Genomic DNA, 19,359 nt, shown 5'->3' on the forward strand with positions numbered 1-19,359 from the left:
TTCTAAACATTGTATTTTTCAATTAATTTATTCATGTCGATTGCAGTTTCACTTGTATGTTCTGAACTAGCGGCAACATTTTGAATAGCAGATGCTTGTTCTTCTGATGCAGCAGCAACTTGTTCACTGCTTGCAGTATTCTTTTCTGTAATGCTTGCAACTGAATCTATTAACTTTACTATCTGTTCTGAACTTGCAACTTCATCTTTAGTTACATCAACTATTTCATTAACATCACTTACAATTTGATTTACTGAAGAAATTATATTCACAAAAGATTTATCGGTATCTGTAGCTACAGATACACCATTTTCGACTGCTTTTTTATTAGAAGTCATGGATTCAACAGCTTTTCTTGTTAAAGTAGTCATTTCAGTTATTAATTTAGATATTTCATTAGCACCATTGCTTGTTTGTTCCGAAAGGTTTCTAACTTCATCAGCAACTACGGAAAAGCCTTTGCCATGTTCACCAGCTCTTGCGGCTTCTATTGCGGCATTTAAAGCAAGTAAATTTGTTTGCTCTGATATATCATTTATTGTTGTTATTATTCCACTTACTTTATTTGAAAGATCGTCTAGAGTATGCATAATATTTTCAGCTTCAGCAGAGGTTTGGCTTATATTGTTTATAGCATTCAATGTTTTTTCAATCTGAGTTCTTCCGTTATTAGCAGCATTCATAGTGGTATTTGAATTGTTTTTAGCAGTTGAAGCTTTATTTTGAGCAATTTGAACTAAACTAGAAAGCTGAACTAGAACTTCTGAAGTTTGTACAATTAAGCCATTTTGTTTTTCACAGCTTTGGGCAACCTCTTCAATATGTGCAGCTACTTCTTCAGTTGCAGAACTAATTTCTTCACTAGATGCAGATATTTCCTCAGATTCTGCAGTTAAAGTTTCAGAAAAGTTTCTTATGTTTTTAACTATATGATCTTGATCTTTTATCATATTATTAAAGTATTTACTTAAAGTTTCAAGTTCGTCACCAGTTTTAATATTTGTTTTTACAGTAAAATCTCCATTGCCTGCTTTTGTCATTGATGTTTCAAGTTGCTTTATCGGATTAATAATTTTATGTTTAACAAATATACAGGAAAAAGTAATATATATTGCTGCTAATACAATTAGTATAATTAATATCGATAAATTATAGCTTTTATATGAGTCTGAAGTAAACATAAGAATATGAATTTCAAGTGGTATTATAGGGATTAAAAATGCAATAAGAATTAGTGAAATCAATTTTTTTTCTAAACTTTTTTTCATATAGAGACCTCCGTATTTGTATTATCTAAAATGCTTTTTTGGATAAGCAATGAGTTACCTTTGAATTCTACTTTATCAGATAAAGATTTTATAAGAAAAAGTCCTCTGCCATGTTCTTTTAGTAAATCTTCATTGCTTACAGATTCAGGTATATTAATCTTTGGCAAAGTTTTTTCAGAACTAGTTATTTTAAAATTTAAGTATTTGCCATCAAAGTTGTAAAATAAACTTATAGGTTTATTTTTATCGCTATTATTCCCATGCTCAAAAGCATTTAATAAAGCTTCTGTTAGAATTAATTTTATGTCAAAATAATAATCATAAGCATTTAAAGCTTTTATTACACTTTCGATTATATTATTGTAACCATTAATACCGTATAAGGTTAGAGTATTTTTTATTAAATTCAACATAATTATCACCCTAAGTCTAATTTATTTCTATAGCAATCATTGAGGAATCATCAATTAATTTAGGTTCAACCACGACCTTTGTGATTAATAAGGATAACCATTAATTGTATTACCAATGTATTGTCAAAAAAGTTGAAAAGCATCCGATACTTCCTTTATGATTATCTTGCACGAAAAATCAAAATAAGGAGTGAGTATCGAATGCCTTTAGACTTTAATTTTATAGAAAATCTAATAGGATTGCAAGATATTAAGGTAATATTTGTAAATGTAAATAATGGAATAGTTGAAATTCATGCAGAATCAAAGACTCATTCAGTTAGTTGTCCTAAATGCAATAAAACAACATATAAAGTTCATGATTATAGAATTCAATTATATGAGCATTTGCCCATATGTGATAAAACAACTATACTACATCTAAAGATTCGTAGATATATATGTGAATGTGATTTTAATCATCCATTTGATGAAGCATTTTCGTTCATAAGAAAATACCAGCCTCATACTATACCATTTGAAGAGTTTATCTTTAAACTTACGTGCAAAAACACTATAAAGAATGTGGCTGAATTACTTGGATTTAGCGATAATAAGGTACAGCGCATATTCAATCATTATGCAAAAATTAAGATAGATACAAAGGAAATGGGACCTTTTATTTTCCTCGGCATTGATGATATTGCAAAATCTAAAGGACACGTATATTATACAGTGATATACAATCATGAAACTGGTGATGTAGCAGCACTAATTGACGGCAGAACAAAAGAAAGTGTTGTTAAATACATTACAAAGAATTTTACTAAGGAACAACGTGAAAGTGTTTTAGCTGTATCCTTGGATATGAGTAAAACTTATGCGGCAGCAGTATTAGAGTGCTTTCCTAATGCTGCTCTGGTTACTGATAGATTTCATATATCTCAGGCCTTCCATGTAGCAGTAGATAAGGCAAGGAAACACATCCAAAATAAAATCCGTAAGGAAGATGGCGATAAAAAGAAAGTATTTGGTATACGCTGGGCCTTTTTAAAAAATCATGAGGATTTAAAAGCAGAAGAAGAAAAACTCTTGGAGCAAGTTTGCAGTGAATACCCAATGCTTCGCACTTGTTATGAGTTAAAAGAAGAGTTTAGAACATTTTTTCATATAACAAACATAGATGAAGCAAGTGTTTATATCGACTATTTCACAGCTCTTGTAGCTGAAAGTGAAATACCAGAATTACAATCATTTTGTAAAACTCTAAATAACTGGAGAGAATATATACTCAACTATTATTATTTTTTTATAAGCAATGGTCCAACTGAAGGTAGAAATCATAAACTTAAAAATATTAAGCGTAGGGGTTATGGCTACCGTAACATTGATAACTTTAGATTAAGAATATGTTCCGAATGTGCCTGAATTTGGACATATAGCAGTGTATACATCTTAACTCAAGGATACTATAAATATTACATTTGGCAGTAAAATGCTATATATGTTTACTTTTCATTATTAACAAAACATATGATATGTTACAAATATTTGGACTCCATATTACTGGAAAATAGTCGTACTATTTCCTGATATGTTTTTACAGTTATTAGGTGGTTTCACAAAAGTCGTGGTTGAACCTTAATTTACCATCTTTTAATATCATATCATTTAAATAGTCATCTAGATATTTTTTAAAATCGTACATATTTGAATCTTGTACCTAAATTCCACGTGCATTTTTTATTAGCTTAAAAGAACACTATTTCAAGAAAAATTTAAACTGATACTCCCACATTGTAACATTATTTACCACCACCTTTCAATCTTTTTCAATAAATTATTGATTGCAACTTTGGAGTAAAGATACTTATTAAACCCTGCAAGTTATCCACAGAGCAACACTCGATTTTCAAGATGATATCTTTATTATACCAGACATTTTTCATACACTTCCTTGTACGGATAGTTTTCTGACAAATTCATAATTACAGTTCTTGCGGTTTTAATGATTTTGGCTGCAAGAAATACATACTTCAAACGAAAGGTCTTTATTTGCTGTCTGTATTCTGAAGGCTCTAAGGAATCAATCTTGAACAACAAAAACAGGTTATATGAAAGCATCATCATTTGAAACACCGCTTCATTTGCCCAAAATGATTTAAGTAAAAGATGACCCACCGCCATGTCGTATTTGGCTTCTTTAATATAGTTCTCAGCATTGCCACGTTTTTCATAGGATATAACTACTTTTTCAGAAAGCAATGTAGTGTTTGTCACAAAGAAAAAGTATTCGTACTCAGAGCCTTCTAAAAGTGATATTTGTGCTCTTTCTTTTTCTGGTTTCAGTACGCGAGACACAACAAACCTTCTGTCTTTCTCCCAGTTATCTAATTTTGTAAACAGTTCTGTAGTTTCTCTGCCTTCTTCACCTTTAACGAATACAACCGATGAATTCGTTGCTTGGGATGCAAGCGTAGAATAACTTTTGGCTTTAATTAAATATTTGCAACCAAGAGATTCTATCGTTTCAATAATTTTTTCATCAAAGTAGCCACTATCCATTCGAAATAAAATCTCTAAATCATCTGTTTTGATGTTGGCTACTATTTCTTTGATCATTTCAGATGCACCGTTAGCTGTGTAAGTATTGCCACTTCTTACAAATCCGGTGACGTAGGCTTTTAATTCGTCGCAAAATGCAAACTGGATATTGTAGCATCGGGTTCCTAGTTTCTTGGGATTATATCCTTTTGATGCACCTTCTTGATGACCTTCTACGTTGATTACACTACTATCAATATCAATCGTAATGGATGTCAATTTACTTTTAGTGAGCAGTTTTTTAAAGACTTTAAAATTAATGTCTCTAAACATTTGTGTTGTCTTAAAGGTGAAGTTTCCTAAAAACCGTGACACTGTTTCAGGTTCTTTTACGGAAATATCAAATTCATTAACGAGTGGATCATTTTGAAGGAGCTTTAGACGTTCTAGCTTGTCTATACCAATAAAGTGACCACAGATCATCGTCTTTATATGATTCATCTTGATTTTATTTGTGGAGTCATTATCAAATACGAGGTCATTTTCAACTAGATCAAAAATCTCATTACTTTTTGCGTTCTCAAGGAGAAGAAAAAGACCTGCATTTGATGTTAGATTCTTAGCTGTGAAATCAATTTTATTAATCATAATTTAAACCCCTTTTTCTGCTTTTGTTACTATTATTGTACCATATATCGACTCATAAAAGCTGATAATTCAACACATTTTTGAGCATTTTTCTTTCACCCAATGGGTGAAAGCTGAATTTTGAAGGAACGTATATTTATCAATGCTTTGAGGGTGGTTTATAAAGTACTGACGTAGAATCTCAGGGATATATATGTTATTATTTTTATTTTAGCTGGGATGGGCTCTGTTATAGCAGGATTTTTAATTGAGGGAGGACACCTAGGTGCTCTTTTATTACCTGCGCCAGCTTTAATAGTATTTGGTGGAACTGCTGGTGCAATTGGACTTACATTTCCGATAGAAGTTTTAAAAAGGTTGCCTGGAATGGTAAAAATACTTATAAATCCTAAAAAAGTTGATTTACCAGCTCTTGTAGCATATTTTAAGGATGTATCGTATAAAACTAGAAAAAATGGACTGTTAAGTCTTGAAGGAGAAATATCTAGTGATCCGAATTTAGATCCTTTTATTAAAAAGGGACTTCAATTGGTAGTTGATGGAGTAGATCCCCAAGCAGTTAGAAGTATTTTAGAGCTAGAGCTGGAATCTACATCTGAGAGACATAGAAAAGGCGCGGCAGTTTTTGAACAAGCTGGTGGATATTCACCTACATTAGGTATTATAGGGACGGTAATGGGGTTAGTTCATATTCTAGCGGATTTATCAGATCCAAATTCATTAGGGCCTAAAATTGCCTCTGGGTTTATAGCTACACTATATGGTCTTTCATCTGCGAATCTTATATTTTTACCAATAGCTACTAGATTAAAAGTATTAGACGAAAGAGAATTTGGAGAAAAATCTCTTATAATAGAAGGAATATTATATATACAAGAAGGCATAAATCCTAATACTATAGCTGAAAAACTTAAAGGATTCTTAAATAAAGATGAATTAGGAAAATTCGAAGGAATGGATGGTAAAGCTGAGGTATGAAGAAAAAAAAGCCCGAAGGACACATGAATCACGAAAGATGGTTGCTTAGCTACTCAGATTTCATGACTTTGCTTATGATACTCTTTGTTGTATTGTTTGCCATGAGCAGTGTAGACCAGACAAAATATAAACAGCTATCTGAATCAATGAAGATTGCTATGGGTGGAGGAAAATCTATTGTTGCAAATCAGGATGCTGTAAGTATAACAGAGAATAGCAAGCCATTGAATACTGAGATACAAGCTGAAAATGAACAATCAAAACTAGAAAAATTACAATCTCAAGTAGATAAGTATCTTGAACAGAATGGAATGAAGGGTAGTGTAAGTACTCAAATAGATGAGAGAGGACTTGTTGTAAGTATTAATGATACTTTATTCTTTGACTCTGGTAGAGCTGAAATAAAAACTGAACCTCAAAAGAAACTTATAGAGATAGGAAAAATAGTGAATCAGCTTGATAATTACATTAGAGTAGAGGGGCATACAGATAATGTTCCAATTAGCAATGGACAGTTTTCATCAAACTGGCAATTGTCTTCAGCAAGAGCGGCTAATGTTACTCAATTTTTAATTACTAATAGTGGAATACAGCCACAGAAGCTTTCGGCAGTAGGCTATGGTGAGTATAGACCAATATTAGATAACTCAACAGAAGAAGGAAGAGCTAAAAACAGAAGAGTTGATATTATTATAGTAAATAGTAAGTTTAATAAAATAGAAAATAATAAAATAGGAGAGAACTTAGTTACTAAAGAGAAAAAGTAGAATTAAGACACTTTGTCAAAATGTAATTTTAACGGAAGATTTAATATTAAGTTCTTATAGTCAGAAAAATCACTGTCGTATTTATTGGACTTCAATAAATATGACAGTGGTTTTTTTATATTTGATTAGCATGTAATTTAAATATAAGTACGCTCATATATTAAAATGTAACAAAAATTTTAATGTATCGGAGGGGATATATATGAGTTTATGGACTAAAAAGGAGAAGGTTTGTGCAACATGTATATATTGGAAGGGTAAAAGAGATGTGGACTTTATGTTTATTGAGGCTAAAAATCATTCAGGTAGATGTTTCTGTGAAACAGGTTTTTATAACTTAAGGACTATTCAGGGCTCTAGCTGCTCAAACTGGAAGGGATTCAGCAGAGGGTGAAATGAAGCTTGAATCAGATAAGGTTATTAAATCATGTAACAATACTATAGTTTAATTAAAAACTACTTCTTGTTTTATGTATAAAGAAGTAGTTTTTTTATATATAAATTTGACAATTATAAATACATAAATAATAATTATAAATACATGAAGTGAACTTTAAAGAGTAATTTATTAGATAATCTATAGAAAAGTGAGGATATTATTTTATGGAGAAGAATTTTTTGAGAAGCGATGAAACCTTAGATGATTTGCAATTAAAAGGAATTTGTGTTATACAAAAAAAGGATGCGTTTAGATTTGGGATAGATGCAGTACTTCTTGCTAACTTCTCGAAAATAAGAAGAGGAGCAAGGGTTGTAGATTTATGTAGTGGTACAGGAATAATTCCCTTCATTTTAGCAGGAAAAACAGAAGCTTCTAGTATTATAGGAATTGAGATACAAAATGAAATGGTGGATATGGCCAAACGGTCTGTTTCATTTAATAAGTTAGAAGAGAAAATAGAGTTTATAAATAAAGATCTTAAAGATCTACAATTTCTTCGCACCTTAGATAAGGCAGATGTGGTGACTGTAAACCCGCCATACAAATTAAAAGACTCAGGAATTATTAACTTAAATGATAAAAATGCAATTGCAAGACATGAAATATGTTGTACATTAGATGATGTAATTAAAGGGGCAAAGGCAGTATTAAAAGACAATGGTAGAATATACATGATACATAGACCTGATCGATTGGCAGACATTATATGTACTATGAGAGAGCATAAAATTGAACCTAAGCTTATAAAAATGATTCAACCTAATACGGAAAAGGCACCTAATATGGTTTTAATTGAAGGTCAGAATAATGGAGGCACATTTTTGAAATGGGAAGCTCCTTTGTATGTGTATAACCTTGATGGTAGTTATACAGAAGAAATTAATAAGATATACGGAAGATGAGGTTCATATAAAGATGAGAGTATTAGAGAAGATAGTCATCAGATAAAATTTGGAGGAATGAAATTATGGAAAATGGTAAGCTTTATTTAGTACCAACACCAATAGGGAATTTAAAAGATATAACATTAAGAGCGTTAGAAGTATTAGAATCAGTTGATATAGTTGCAGCAGAAGATACAAGACAAAGTATCAAATTATTAAATCACTTCAATATAAAAAAAACGTTAATAAGTTATCACCAACATAATGAATATGGGAAAAGTGAAAACTTGATAGAAAGACTTAAAGAAGGAAAAAACATAGCACTAGTAAGTGATGCGGGAACTCCTGGCATATCTGATCCAGGAAGTGTAATAGTATCAAAGTGTATAGAGGAAGGCATAGATTTTGAAGTGTTAACAGGAGCAACAGCAGTGACTACTGCTTTAGTGTACTCAGGTATGGACACAACTAAGTTTATATTTAGAGGATTTTTGCCTAGGGAGAATAAAGATAGAAGAGTTGTGATAGAAGAACTAAAAAACAGAAAGGAAACTTTAATTTTTTATGAAGCACCACATAGGCTTAAAGAAACATTACTTTTCTTAAATGAAAATTTTGGGAATCGAAAAATAGCTATTTGTAGAGAACTTACTAAGTTGCATGAAGAAATACTAAGATTTACTCTTGAAGAGGCATTAACATATTATGCAGAAAAAAATATAAAAGGTGAGTTTGTACTTGTATTAGAAGGAAAAAGTGAAGAAGACATACTTACTGAAGAAAGGTCGAGATGGGAAGATTTAAGTATTGAGGATCATATAAAATCATATATAGATGAAGGCCTTAATAAAAAAGATGCAGTGAAAAAGGTAGCTAAGGATAGAAAGTTGTCTAAATCAGAAGTATATAAGTATTCTATCGAATTATAGTTTTGCAAAAATTAGTACATTAACATTGAGTTTTTATGTATTTTAATGGTATAATTTTAATATGTAATTTTATTGCATGTGAAAATATTTATCGTTTATTTGGTAAGTATGTAATTTGTATGTGCTAAATGTTGTAAAATGATAATTCATAGTCACTTCGAAGTGATTGCAGTTTAGGGGGTAAGGGAATTGAATAGAAGAATGGTAGCAGCCATTAGTGCACTAGTTTTAGCAGTTACCTTGAATGGAAATGTTTTAGCGGCTCCAACAAGTAATTCAACTTCGCTGAAACAAGTTAGGGAGCAGAGACAAGAATTAGAAACAAAAGTGGAAAAATTAGACAGTAAGATAATAGCGATAATGAGACAAATAGATAGTAATAAAAGTAATATAGAACAAACAAGTAAAGATATAAAACAAACTCAAGTTGAATTGGAAAAGGCTGAAAAAGAGATAGCAATTCAGCAAGATTTATTTAATAAAAGAATGAGAGCCATGTATATAAATGGAGCTGACAGTTATTTAGATGTATTATTTCAGTCTGATGGTTTAAACAATTTAATTTCAAGAGTTGATACTGTAAAAAAAATAGTAGGCTTTGATAAAAAAGTAATAAGTGACTTAAAGGATAATAAGAATGCTATTTCTGAGAAAAAACAGGACTTAGACAATAAAAATAATCAGCTTTTAGTGCTAAAAGCTGATAATGAAAAAAAATTGTCCAAGCTTAATAGTGACAAAGAAGAGCAGAGTAAACTAATAGCAAGTTTAAAGGATAAAGAAAGGTTATTAGTTGTAGCAGATACAGCAGCTACAAAGTTGATAACATCTGCAGAGAATAAGGTTCAACAAATTAGAGCTGCTGCACCTAGGATTTCTAGGGGAACGACTGCAGTAACAACAACGGCAGCCTCATCAGATTCAGTAGTTGCATATGCTTCTAACTTTTTAGGGACACCTTATCAATGGGGAGGAAATGGGCCAAGTACTTTTGATTGTTCAGGATTTACTTCCTATGTCTATGCTCACTTTGGTGTTCAGCTACCAAGAATTGCAGCAGATCAACAAAATGCAGGAACTAGTGTATCAAGAGATCAGCTTCAACCAGGAGACTTAGTTTTTTTTGGTTCTCCAGCACATCATGTCGGCATATATGTAGGGGATGGATTCTACATTCATGCTCCTAGAACTGGTGATGTAGTTAAGATATCATCATTAGATAGAGATGATTATAGCGGAGCAACAAGAGTTAAATAGGGTTTTAAAGCGATTTAATACTTACTAATAGTTTAAATAAGGTTTACTTAATAAAAAGGATTATAAGCTAGTATGTAGCTTATAATCCTTTTTTGATATTATATATAGGCAGTTAAATAAAAAACCCACATGACTTCATGTGGGGAAACAGACTTTAAATAAAATTATATGGGTTATTTATCATCTTTTAATTCTTTTAAGCAGTTTTTGCAGATATTTTTACCTTTGTAGTTTACAACATCTCTTGCATCACCACAGAATATACATGCTGGTTCATATTTTTTTAGTATAATTTGTTCCCCATCTACATATATTTCTAAAGCATCTTTTTCTGCAATATCTAAAGTTCTTCTTAGTTCTATAGGAATAACAATTCTTCCTAGTTCGTCTACTCTTCTTACAACACCAGTTGATTTCATTTTAAATTCCTCCTCTAACTCCATAATTCGACAAGATTGTAATTAAATAATAGCAAATATGACATTAAAAGTCAACATATCTTTAAAAATAATTTTACAAATTTCTTACTAAATTCCATCTATAGTTAATATACTACCAAAATATACAAATGTCAATATGTTTTTAGTGTAAAATACAATTTTTTACTATAGGGCAAAAACTAGATAAATCAATAATTAGCGCATGAAGTGGGATGCATAGACCTCAAGGTTTTTACATATAAAGGAATCATTTGGCGGGGAAATAAAATAGTAATTATATGGATAATCAAAGGTTAAATGTCGAAAGGCATAAAAATAAATAGTCAGATGATCAAGCAAATAAATAAGAGAGGTATATTATTTAAAAATAAATATATATATGTGAAAAGATATTAAATATACAACACTGATAAAAGTGACATTATAATTATAGAATTCTATAAATACAATTGTATAATTATGTTTATCTAAAATAAGGAAATTTTATTTGTTGTAAAATTAATGTAACCATATAAATATTATACAATTACTTTATATGAAAAACATTAAAATATAAGATATTATTTGCTCATAATAAAAATATCTATATTACAAAGGCTTGTTGAGAATTATTACAAATATGTAATTTGTATATAAGGATTGATTTAAAGTTATAATTTCATATGTTATAATGTAAATGAAATGGAAACTTGGATCAGATGATAGTATTAGAGCGGGTAGCCATTGGATAAAAATATTGGGGGGATATGTTATGAAATTATTTATTGATACTGCTAATATCGACGAAATAAAAAGAGTAGCAAAATGGGGAATATTAGATGGTGTAACTACTAATCCATCGCTTATAGCTAAAGAAGGAAGAGATGTAAAGACCGTTGTTCAAGAAATTTGTTCAATTGTTGATGGTCCAATAAGTGCAGAAGTTATAAGCTTAGAAGCAGATAAGATGGTAGAAGAGGCTAAGGAATTAGTAAAAATACATAAAAATATAGTGGTAAAGATACCTATGTGTGAAGAAGGATTAAAGGCTGTTTCTGTTCTATGTAGAGAAGGTATAAAAACCAATGTTACCTTAATATTTTCTGCACAGCAGGCATTACTTGCAGCAAAGGCTGGAGCTAGTTTTGTAAGTCCGTTTATGGGAAGATTAGATGACATAGGAAATGGGGGAATTGAAGTCATTGGAGATATATCGCAAATATTTGACTCTTATGGCTTTGATACAGAAATAATAGCTGCGAGTATAAGAACTCCAATGCATGTGTTAGATTGTGCTAAGGCTGGTGCACATATTTCAACTGTGCCATATAAGGTATTTATGCAGATGCTGAAGCATCCATTGACTGAAGCAGGAATAGAAAAATTTTTAGAAGACTACAATAAAACACAAAAATAGTTAAAAATATATAGCTCTATTGATTCTGGTCATTAGGGCTATATTATGACTAATATTTATAATTTTCGAATTTTAATTAGATAGTTAATATACATAAAGTAGTAGGAATGCCATTAAAAAAGTTGAATTAACATGAAAATTGAAAGTTTCAAAAGTATATTTCAACAAAAAAATATAAAGTTATCAACAAATCAGTTTATCCACAGTGTGAATAAATTTTCCGTAAATAAGTATAATCATAATGATATCAAAGCTTTTATGTTATCCACAGATTTTGTGGACAAACTTTAAAAAACTGTGTATAAGTTGAAATAGGTGTTATTAAATATATAGTTTGAAGAAAATTTCATATGATAAGTCATTTTTTTGAATGATTTATATTGTCGAAAAAGAACCTTGTACACAAGGTTCTTTTGAATTTCCTAATGACTTTATGAAGTGTAAATATGAGTTGGAAAGTATTTAAATACTTTCCAATTTATAATAATAATTATCTTCTTCTATACTTTTTTATTAGTTTTATAATAATAATAACTATGATTACAATAATTATTAGTTTAAATAACCATAAAATAGAGCTACCTATAAAACTATTATTGCCATATCCAAAGCTAGGGCCATAATAACTGTTGTGCCCCCATGGTATAGGTATCGGTAAGAAAGATCTCTTAGTTCCACCATCATAACTCTTAGATGATGTGGTGCTATTTGTCTGAGAATTATTGTTAACGGTAGATGATTTAGGGGTATTTGAAAAACCACCTGATTTAAAATCTCCAGTAGATGACTTGTTAGTAGTTGAAGAACTAGAAGAACTAGGTGAACTACTAGATTTAGTAGTACTACTAGATGATTTCGGTGTAGAAAAACTTCCTGATTTAAAGCTTCCGCCAGAACTACGGCCACCACCGCTGCTTTTAGCATATACAATGGTATAATTAGAATTAGTACCTAAGACACTAGCTAAATCAGTACTAAAAACATCGGTAGATATAAATAGAAAAGCAAGTAATATACATATAAAAAAACGTTTTTTGTTTATTTTAGGCACCCCCTCAAGAAAATAAATACTGATTCCTTTTATTATATGTTAGCATATTATCTTTAATCATTGGTTAAAAATAATAATAAATTTTTGTATAGGAAAGTATAATGTTATTATATAGTAAATTATAACTTATAACAATAGTATAAAAAACGCATTTAAGGTTATAAAAAACTAATTACTTTGAATAGAAACGAGAATCATCATATATCTCATTATAGCTTTAAATCCTATAAAGTTGTATTAAGTTGCTTTAGATTATTTAACTTGTAAAGAGTTTATATATACCTTATAATATTAATAGTAGTAGATTTATAGATATAATAGTTAATGCTTGTTGTATAGTAATAAAAAATGAGATAACGTAGTAATTTGAAATTGCGTTGGATTAACAGTGAGTGTGTAGTGCGAAGCAGTTAATGGTTGTTGTGCAATTAATAAGTAATACTGGAGGGATAATAAAGTGTCAAATGAAAAATTTGGAATGAATTATATAAACGAAACTGCTAAAGAGATATCAAAAAACACTATAATTCCTTATGAGGATTTACCGAGATATGACTTTTTTTTATCACAGGTTATAGACTACTTAAATGATAAGTTTGAAGGTGAAAAGTATACTAATAATATAGTACAAAATTATATTAAAAATGAAGTTATATCTAAGCCAGAGGATGGAAAAAAGAGAGGATATACTAAAGTTCACCTAGCTCAGCTTGTTCTTTTAAGTTATATGAGACCAATATTAACTACGGAAGAGATAAAGAAAGTATTTGGATTAGCATTTAATGATATTAATAATGGTGATGATGATATAATATCCTGGGAGAAGGCATATAAAATTTTCTCTGACATTCAAAAAGATAGTTTCGAAGATTTTCTAGAAAAGAAGCATTTTAATGAAGAAAGGCTAGAAAGTATAGTAAAAGATATGAAACTAGAACATAAGGATGAAGAGAGAATAATGGTTTTTCTATCAGTTATGACTTTGATATGTCAGGCAAGTGCGATGAAGAAACTAGTACAAAATATAGTTAACAGGTATCAAACAGAAGATTAGTTGTAGGTAATTGATATTAGAATTTAGCATTAGGCTTAGTCCTAATGCTAAAAATACATTGTAGAAAATTAAAATTTTTATATTTAGGAACACTTATTAAGTAAACATATGCTTTGAGATGCGATTCCTTCTTCGGTTCCTGTAAATCCAAGCCCTTCCTCTGTTGTAGCTTTTACACTTATTCTATCTATATCGATATTTAATGCCTGAGAGATGTTTATTCGCATATCTTTTATATGAGGTGAAAGTTTCGGTTTTTGAGCAATTATAGTAGAGTCTATATTTTCTATTCTATATCCTTTTTCATAAATTAATTTTCCAACGGCATTCAATAACTTCAAACTAGAAATATTTTTATATTTAATATCTGTATCAGGGAAGTGATATCCTATATCTCCCAAGGCTAAAGCACCGAGTAAACTATCCATTATAGCATGTAATAGTACATCGGCATCAGAGTGGCCAAGTAGCCCTTTCGGATGAGGTATATTCACACCTCCTAAAATTAGATTTCTACCTTCAACAAGCTTATGTACATCATATCCCATACCTATTCGCATGATAAAATCCTCCTAAGTTTTTATTTATATTCTATCACAAAGTAAAATTATTGCATTATAAAATAAAAAAGGTGCATGCAATAGCAGCACCTTAGGATATTCCTTTTTTGTAGTAAATTATTTTTTTCTTATCGTTTTCAGGATCATCAGGTCCTTTTGCAGAGCTAAATATTGTTTTAAGTATATTTTTTAATGAACTAAAAAGAGAGTTTTTTTTATGTCTTCTTTTGTTTTTACTAAAATCCACATTAATAATTTTATTACTCATAAATAGCCCTACCTTTCATAATAAAATTCCTATTATCAAAATGATAACACAAAATAATGGAAAAGTTAATAAAATTATCTAAATACAAAACTTCAATATATAGAATTATAAGCTAGAGATATAACTAGGAATCTATAGAATAGGATTAACATAATTGAGGAATAATATGTATGGAAATTAAAGGAGTTATTTTTAACGATTAAAGATAAGAAAATATTTGGGGACAGGAGTCCCCTTGAATCATTTAAAAGAGAAAAAAAGAAATAATATTTTAGTACATAAAGAAATGATGAATTTACCTAAATAAGCGTTACAATCCTTATATGTACTAATAGTATATGCTGAACTCTTAAGATAGGTTAAAGTTAATTAAAAGAAATGAAAACTTGAATCAGATGGGGTGGCCATCGGATAAATAAAATTGCGACATTAAATATCAAAATAATTTATTGGAGGTTTTATCAATAAATTTTTGGGGAAACTAGAAAAAGTACACATTATCCACAAGTTGTCCACAAAACTGTGGATAATGTGTATAAATGTTAATAAAAAATTGAGTGATTATACTAATTATTAAGAATTTTTTTAAATATAGAGGAAATTAACACTGATTTAACAAGTTATAAACAAGCTATCTGTGGATAGTGTTGATAACTTGTATAAATAACGTCATTAGATTTAATTAGGTAAATTATATAAATATCGAAAGATTCTAGGAGTAATTTGTAGTAAAATGCGATATAAATTGAATAGTGTTGTTTGGTGATAGGATAAATATTAGTAGGGTAGATACAAAACCTATAATAGTTATTAAGGAAAAGTTAACAAGTTATTAACACGTATTTTGTATGTAATGTGGATAAGGTTAATTTATTATTTAGTATAAGTAGGACTATTATTATATTATAATTATTACAAATATACTTGTTTCCAAATATATTACGAAAGAAGTGAAGAATATGCAAAATAAACATAGAAAGTTAGCAGTTATTGTTAGTATTCTTTTTATATTAGGCTTAATTACATTTGATTTAGTTAATTCATTTAAGGCTGAATCTAAAAATCAAAGGCTAGTAAGTGAAAGTTTAAATGACATCCAAAAAGATAAAAGTGTTAAAGAGGTATATTTAAATAATGTGAAGTATAATAATACTATTAAGGAAAGAGAGTTTAAAGGAGAGAACCTCAAGTATAATGATAAGTCTGTTCCAGTACTTATGTATCATTCCATAGATTATGAGAAGGGAAACGAATTAAGAGTTCCAAAAGGGGCTTTTAGAGAGCAAATGAGTTATTTGAAGCAAAATGGATATACTACATTAACTTTAGATGAACTTTATGATTTTTTTATTAATAATAAACCAGTACCTAATAAATCTATAGTTATAACTTTCGATGACGGATATAAGGATAACTTTGAAAATGCCTACCCAGTATTAAAAGAATTTGGATTTAACGCTACTATATTTATTATTACCAGTACAGTAGATGCTAATAAGAATTACTTAACGTCTCCACAAATAAAGGAGTTAGAGGAAAACGGAATAGATATAGAAAGTCATACTGTAAAACATGAACAACTAGATAAGCTTACATATGCAGAACAACTAACTACACTTAAAAACTCTAGAGAGTATATAGAAAAACTATTAGGTAAGCAAAAAAAATATACAGCTTATCCTTTTGGAAAATGGAATGATGACACAATAAAGGCCGTGAAAGAAGCAGGATACAGTATGGTTTTTACAACTGAAAGTGGTTGGGGAAATAAAAGTCAAGGTATATATGAATTACATCGAGTATATGTAAGTGCTAACTGTAACTTAAAAGAATTTGAAAGACGTATAACAGATGCAAGTTATAATAAAAGCAACTAGAGGCTTTATAATGAAGCCTCTTCTGTTTTTGAAGAATAAGATATTAGTGAGTTAATGGTTTTAAGTTCATTGAAGGTTAGATATCTCCATTTTCCAGTAGGAAGATTATCTAAGGTAACATTCATTATTCTTACTCTTTTTAGTTTTAACACGTTATAACCAAAAGCCTCACACATTCTTCGTATTTGTCTGTTTAATCCTTGAGTTAAAATGATCCTAAAGACACGAGTGCTTTCTTTTGTTACTTTACATGGATTAGTCACTGTATTTAATATTGGCACCCCAGAGGACATTCCATTTATAAATTTTGATGTTATAGGTTTATCTACTGTAACAATATATTCTTTTTCGTGGTTGTTACCTGCCCTTAAAATTTTATTCACAATATCTCCATCATTAGTTAGAAATATCAGGCCTTCTGATTCCTTATCTAATCTACCGATTGGAAATATTCTTTTTGGATGATTTATAAAGTCTACTATATTACCACTTATTTTTTTCTCAGTTGTACAAGTTATACCAGTAGGCTTATTTAATGCAATATAAACACATTCCTCTTTTTGGTTTAATATCTTTCCATCGAGCTTAACCTCATCATTTCCTGTAACCTTAAAACCTGTTTCAGCTATTGTGCCGTTTATTGTAACTCTTTTTTGTTCTATTAATTTATCTGCTTCTCTTCTTGAACAAATTCCCTTTTCACTAATAAACTTATTTATTCTTATAGAGGCAGGTTTTTCTTTATGGCTTATTATGTTTTTGTTCAACTGGATAAAATCTCCCTTCTTTATTTATATAGTAAGTTTATTATATCTAAATTCTAAAGTATTATCTACAAAGTAAGATAATACTTATATAAGTATGAAATGAAACTTGGATAAGATGAGTTTTGTCTACGACATAAGACATTTACCTCTTAAATATAACTAGATAGGTTGCTGTTAAATGATTGCTATATTAAGTTAACTAAAAACCTATTGGAAAAAACTTTAAAGTTTCTTATAATATTATTATAAGGATGTAAATCGGGGGGGATAAACTTGAATAAAAAACTTAAAATTTTTGCTTTTGCTTTTATATTTTCTTTGGTAACATTTCAATATAAAGTGCTGGCAGAAGCTAGTTCATTAGATACTACAACTAAGGTAAATATTGATACAAATAAGGAATGGACTGTAAAATTTAATAGTCCTTTAAAGGCTGAGACAGTAAATAGTGAAAACATACAGGTTACAGATCAAAATGATAAGGTAGTTCCGGCTACTGTATCGCTCGGAAGTAACTCAACTACAATTGTAATAAGTCCTAAAGTATCAGGTTATGAACCAAATCAAAATTATAATTTAGTAATAAGTGAGAGGCTTGAATCAACCTCAGGAAAGAAGTTAAGTAATCCTTTAAAGATGAAATTTACTACTGTTAACAAATATAGTGATAGTACAAGCTATGAAAGCTTACCTAAAGTAACATCGATAAAATATGATTACGCTCCGCTTTTATCAAATCAAAAGCAGAGTTTTACTCTTAGTACTAAAAACGCAGATAATGCTCAATATAAAATCTTTGTTCATAGTTATGCTGATGGTAAAGAGGTGTATAGTGAGTTGACGAATGGTTATACCGATGCATCAAATGGAAAGATAACATCACTAAAGACGCTTACAGCAGGACTTAATGGGCAAAAATATAAAATTATAGTATACGTTAAAAGAGCTAATACAACAGGTGCACATAAGGATGTAAATACAGACTATGATAACTATTATGTAGATTATTTTAGGTGTATCGATGCTGTAAGTGAAAATAATAATATAAGTGCTAAATACAATAGCACTCTAGATGAATTGGTAAATATTCAAGGTAATGTAACAAGTACGCCAGTTTTTGTTGAGGCTAGTGATATGACTAATGCAGCAAGTAAAAATCAAATAAAATACTATATGGATCCTAATAATTTTATGGACGATTACGGTAAATATCAATTTTTAAAGTTAACTTACACAGAGGGAATTACAGCGGATGATTTAAATAGTATTTTACAAGGGAAAGGAATATTAGAAGGAAAAGGACAAGCATTCCTCGATGCAGCTAAAAATAATAATATAAACGCAGCCTATTTAGTATCACATGCGCTTTTAGAGACAGGAAATGGCCAGTCTATATTAGCAAATGGAGGACTTAAAGATAGCAGTGAAAACTATTTGTACGGTGCACCTGTATATAATTTTTTTGGAATAGGAGCTGTTGATGCAGATGCAAATTACTATGGCACAAAAACCGCTTATGATAACAAGTGGCTTAGCCCAGAAGAAGCTATAGAAGGGGGCGCTAAATGGATTTCACCAAGATATATAAATAATGTTGATACTAAACAGGATACTTTATACAAGATGAGATGGAACCTAGCACAACCAGGACAACATCAATATGCTACAGATGTTTCCTGGGCGTATAAACAAATCCAGAGAATTAAGGATATTATGTCTAAGATTAAGAATCCAGCATTGAATTTTGAAATACCTCAATTTAAGTGATGAAGTATAAACTTGAATCAGATGGGGGTTCAAACCCCATCTGATTCTTAGTTGAACGAATCCAGGGACG

General features: G+C 29.9%; 19 protein-coding genes. 11 read left to right on the plus strand and 8 right to left on the minus strand.

What is annotated here, in order from left to right; all coding sequences use genetic code 11:
* Positions 1–2 precede the first annotated feature (2 nt).
* Together CLMAG_RS21220 and CLMAG_RS21225 are read right to left on the minus strand one after the other, a co-directional pair.
* A complete protein-coding gene (locus CLMAG_RS21220; protein ID WP_066627171.1) occupies positions 3–1,268 on the minus strand; it encodes a methyl-accepting chemotaxis protein in 1,266 nt (421 codons plus the stop codon).
* Positions 1,265–1,681 (minus strand): ATP-binding protein, encoded by a 417-nt coding sequence (locus tag CLMAG_RS21225; RefSeq protein ID WP_066627173.1) that lies wholly within the window; start codon positions 1,679–1,681, stop codon positions 1,265–1,267. Before CLMAG_RS21225 ends, CLMAG_RS21220 begins: the two co-directional genes overlap by 4 nt.
* A 201-nt stretch (positions 1,682–1,882) precedes the next feature.
* Here CLMAG_RS21225 and CLMAG_RS21230 point away from each other — a divergent pair, with 201 nt between their 5' ends.
* The gene (locus tag CLMAG_RS21230; protein WP_066627175.1) at positions 1,883–3,088 is read left to right on the plus strand and encodes an ISL3 family transposase; all 1,206 of its coding nucleotides are present in this window, start codon (positions 1,883–1,885) and stop codon (positions 3,086–3,088) included.
* Positions 3,089–3,589: 501 nt separating this feature from the next.
* On the opposite strand, the gene CLMAG_RS21235 is transcribed toward CLMAG_RS21230, so the two are convergent.
* Positions 3,590–4,852, minus strand: coding sequence for an IS1380-like element ISEnca1 family transposase (locus CLMAG_RS21235; protein WP_066627177.1), 1,263 nt, complete (start codon positions 4,850–4,852; stop codon positions 3,590–3,592).
* A 189-nt stretch (positions 4,853–5,041) separates the two neighbouring features.
* Between CLMAG_RS21235 and CLMAG_RS21240 the strand changes: the two genes are divergently transcribed.
* The 6 genes from CLMAG_RS21240 (at position 5,042) to CLMAG_RS21265 (ending at position 10,109) form a co-directional block, all read left to right on the plus strand.
* Positions 5,042–5,830, plus strand: a complete 789-nt coding sequence (locus CLMAG_RS21240; RefSeq protein WP_169809813.1) for a flagellar motor protein — start codon at positions 5,042–5,044, stop codon at positions 5,828–5,830.
* A complete protein-coding gene (locus CLMAG_RS21245) occupies positions 5,827–6,597 on the plus strand; it encodes a flagellar motor protein MotB (protein WP_066627183.1) in 771 nt (256 codons plus the stop codon). The genes CLMAG_RS21240 and CLMAG_RS21245 overlap by 4 nt, the downstream gene beginning before the upstream one ends.
* Positions 6,598–6,799: 202 nt before the next feature.
* Positions 6,800–6,991, plus strand: coding sequence for a hypothetical protein (locus tag CLMAG_RS21250; protein WP_066627186.1), 192 nt, complete (start codon positions 6,800–6,802; stop codon positions 6,989–6,991).
* 209 nt (positions 6,992–7,200) lie between these two features.
* A complete protein-coding gene (locus CLMAG_RS21255) occupies positions 7,201–7,941 on the plus strand; it encodes a tRNA1(Val) (adenine(37)-N6)-methyltransferase (protein ID WP_066627189.1) in 741 nt (246 codons plus the stop codon).
* Between the two features lie 65 nt (positions 7,942–8,006).
* Positions 8,007–8,852: a 16S rRNA (cytidine(1402)-2'-O)-methyltransferase gene (gene rsmI / locus CLMAG_RS21260; RefSeq protein WP_066627191.1), complete on the plus strand. Its 846-nt coding sequence runs from the start codon at positions 8,007–8,009 to the stop codon at positions 8,850–8,852.
* Between the two features lie 189 nt (positions 8,853–9,041).
* Positions 9,042–10,109, plus strand: coding sequence for a C40 family peptidase (locus tag CLMAG_RS21265; protein ID WP_066627194.1), 1,068 nt, complete (start codon positions 9,042–9,044; stop codon positions 10,107–10,109).
* A 173-nt stretch (positions 10,110–10,282) separates the two neighbouring features.
* On the opposite strand, the gene CLMAG_RS21270 is transcribed toward CLMAG_RS21265, so the two are convergent.
* Positions 10,283–10,528: an AbrB/MazE/SpoVT family DNA-binding domain-containing protein gene (locus tag CLMAG_RS21270; protein ID WP_066627201.1), complete on the minus strand. Its 246-nt coding sequence runs from the start codon at positions 10,526–10,528 to the stop codon at positions 10,283–10,285.
* A gap of 772 nt (positions 10,529–11,300) precedes the next feature.
* Here CLMAG_RS21270 and fsa point away from each other — a divergent pair.
* Complete coding sequence (gene fsa, locus CLMAG_RS21275; RefSeq protein ID WP_066627204.1) at positions 11,301–11,945, plus strand: fructose-6-phosphate aldolase; 645 nt, start codon at positions 11,301–11,303, stop codon at positions 11,943–11,945.
* 490 nt (positions 11,946–12,435) lie between these two features.
* Here the strand turns inward: fsa and CLMAG_RS21280 are convergent, their stop codons facing one another.
* The gene (locus CLMAG_RS21280) at positions 12,436–12,996 is read right to left on the minus strand and encodes a hypothetical protein (RefSeq protein WP_066627206.1); all 561 of its coding nucleotides are present in this window, start codon (positions 12,994–12,996) and stop codon (positions 12,436–12,438) included.
* Between the two features lie 478 nt (positions 12,997–13,474).
* Here CLMAG_RS21280 and CLMAG_RS21285 point away from each other — a divergent pair, with 478 nt between their 5' ends.
* The gene (locus CLMAG_RS21285) at positions 13,475–14,050 is read left to right on the plus strand and encodes a DUF1836 domain-containing protein (protein ID WP_066627789.1); all 576 of its coding nucleotides are present in this window, start codon (positions 13,475–13,477) and stop codon (positions 14,048–14,050) included.
* Between the two features lie 83 nt (positions 14,051–14,133).
* On the opposite strand, the gene ispF is transcribed toward CLMAG_RS21285, so the two are convergent.
* Both ispF and CLMAG_RS32630 read right to left on the minus strand, forming a co-directional pair.
* A complete protein-coding gene (gene ispF, locus CLMAG_RS21290; protein ID WP_066627208.1) occupies positions 14,134–14,610 on the minus strand; it encodes a 2-C-methyl-D-erythritol 2,4-cyclodiphosphate synthase in 477 nt (158 codons plus the stop codon).
* A gap of 91 nt (positions 14,611–14,701) precedes the next feature.
* Positions 14,702–14,878: a hypothetical protein gene (locus CLMAG_RS32630; RefSeq protein ID WP_161487017.1), complete on the minus strand. Its 177-nt coding sequence runs from the start codon at positions 14,876–14,878 to the stop codon at positions 14,702–14,704.
* Positions 14,879–15,837: 959 nt separating this feature from the next.
* Between CLMAG_RS32630 and CLMAG_RS21295 the strand changes: the two genes are divergently transcribed.
* On the plus strand, positions 15,838–16,755 hold the full coding sequence (locus CLMAG_RS21295) for a polysaccharide deacetylase family protein (protein WP_066627209.1): 918 nt from the start codon (positions 15,838–15,840) through the stop codon (positions 16,753–16,755).
* 5 nt (positions 16,756–16,760) lie between these two features.
* Here CLMAG_RS21295 and rluF read toward each other — a convergent pair whose 3' ends face one another.
* A complete protein-coding gene (gene rluF / locus CLMAG_RS21300) occupies positions 16,761–17,528 on the minus strand; it encodes a 23S rRNA pseudouridine(2604) synthase RluF (protein WP_423231093.1) in 768 nt (255 codons plus the stop codon).
* A gap of 267 nt (positions 17,529–17,795) precedes the next feature.
* On the opposite strand from rluF, the gene CLMAG_RS21305 reads away from it, so the two are divergent.
* Complete coding sequence (locus tag CLMAG_RS21305) at positions 17,796–19,289, plus strand: N-acetylglucosaminidase (RefSeq protein ID WP_066627215.1); 1,494 nt, start codon at positions 17,796–17,798, stop codon at positions 19,287–19,289.
* Positions 19,290–19,359: the final 70 nt, after the last annotated feature.

Origin of the sequence: Clostridium magnum DSM 2767 (assembly GCF_001623875.1) — a bacterium.
GTDB lineage: Bacteria > Bacillota > Clostridia > Clostridiales > Clostridiaceae > Clostridium_AM > Clostridium_AM magnum.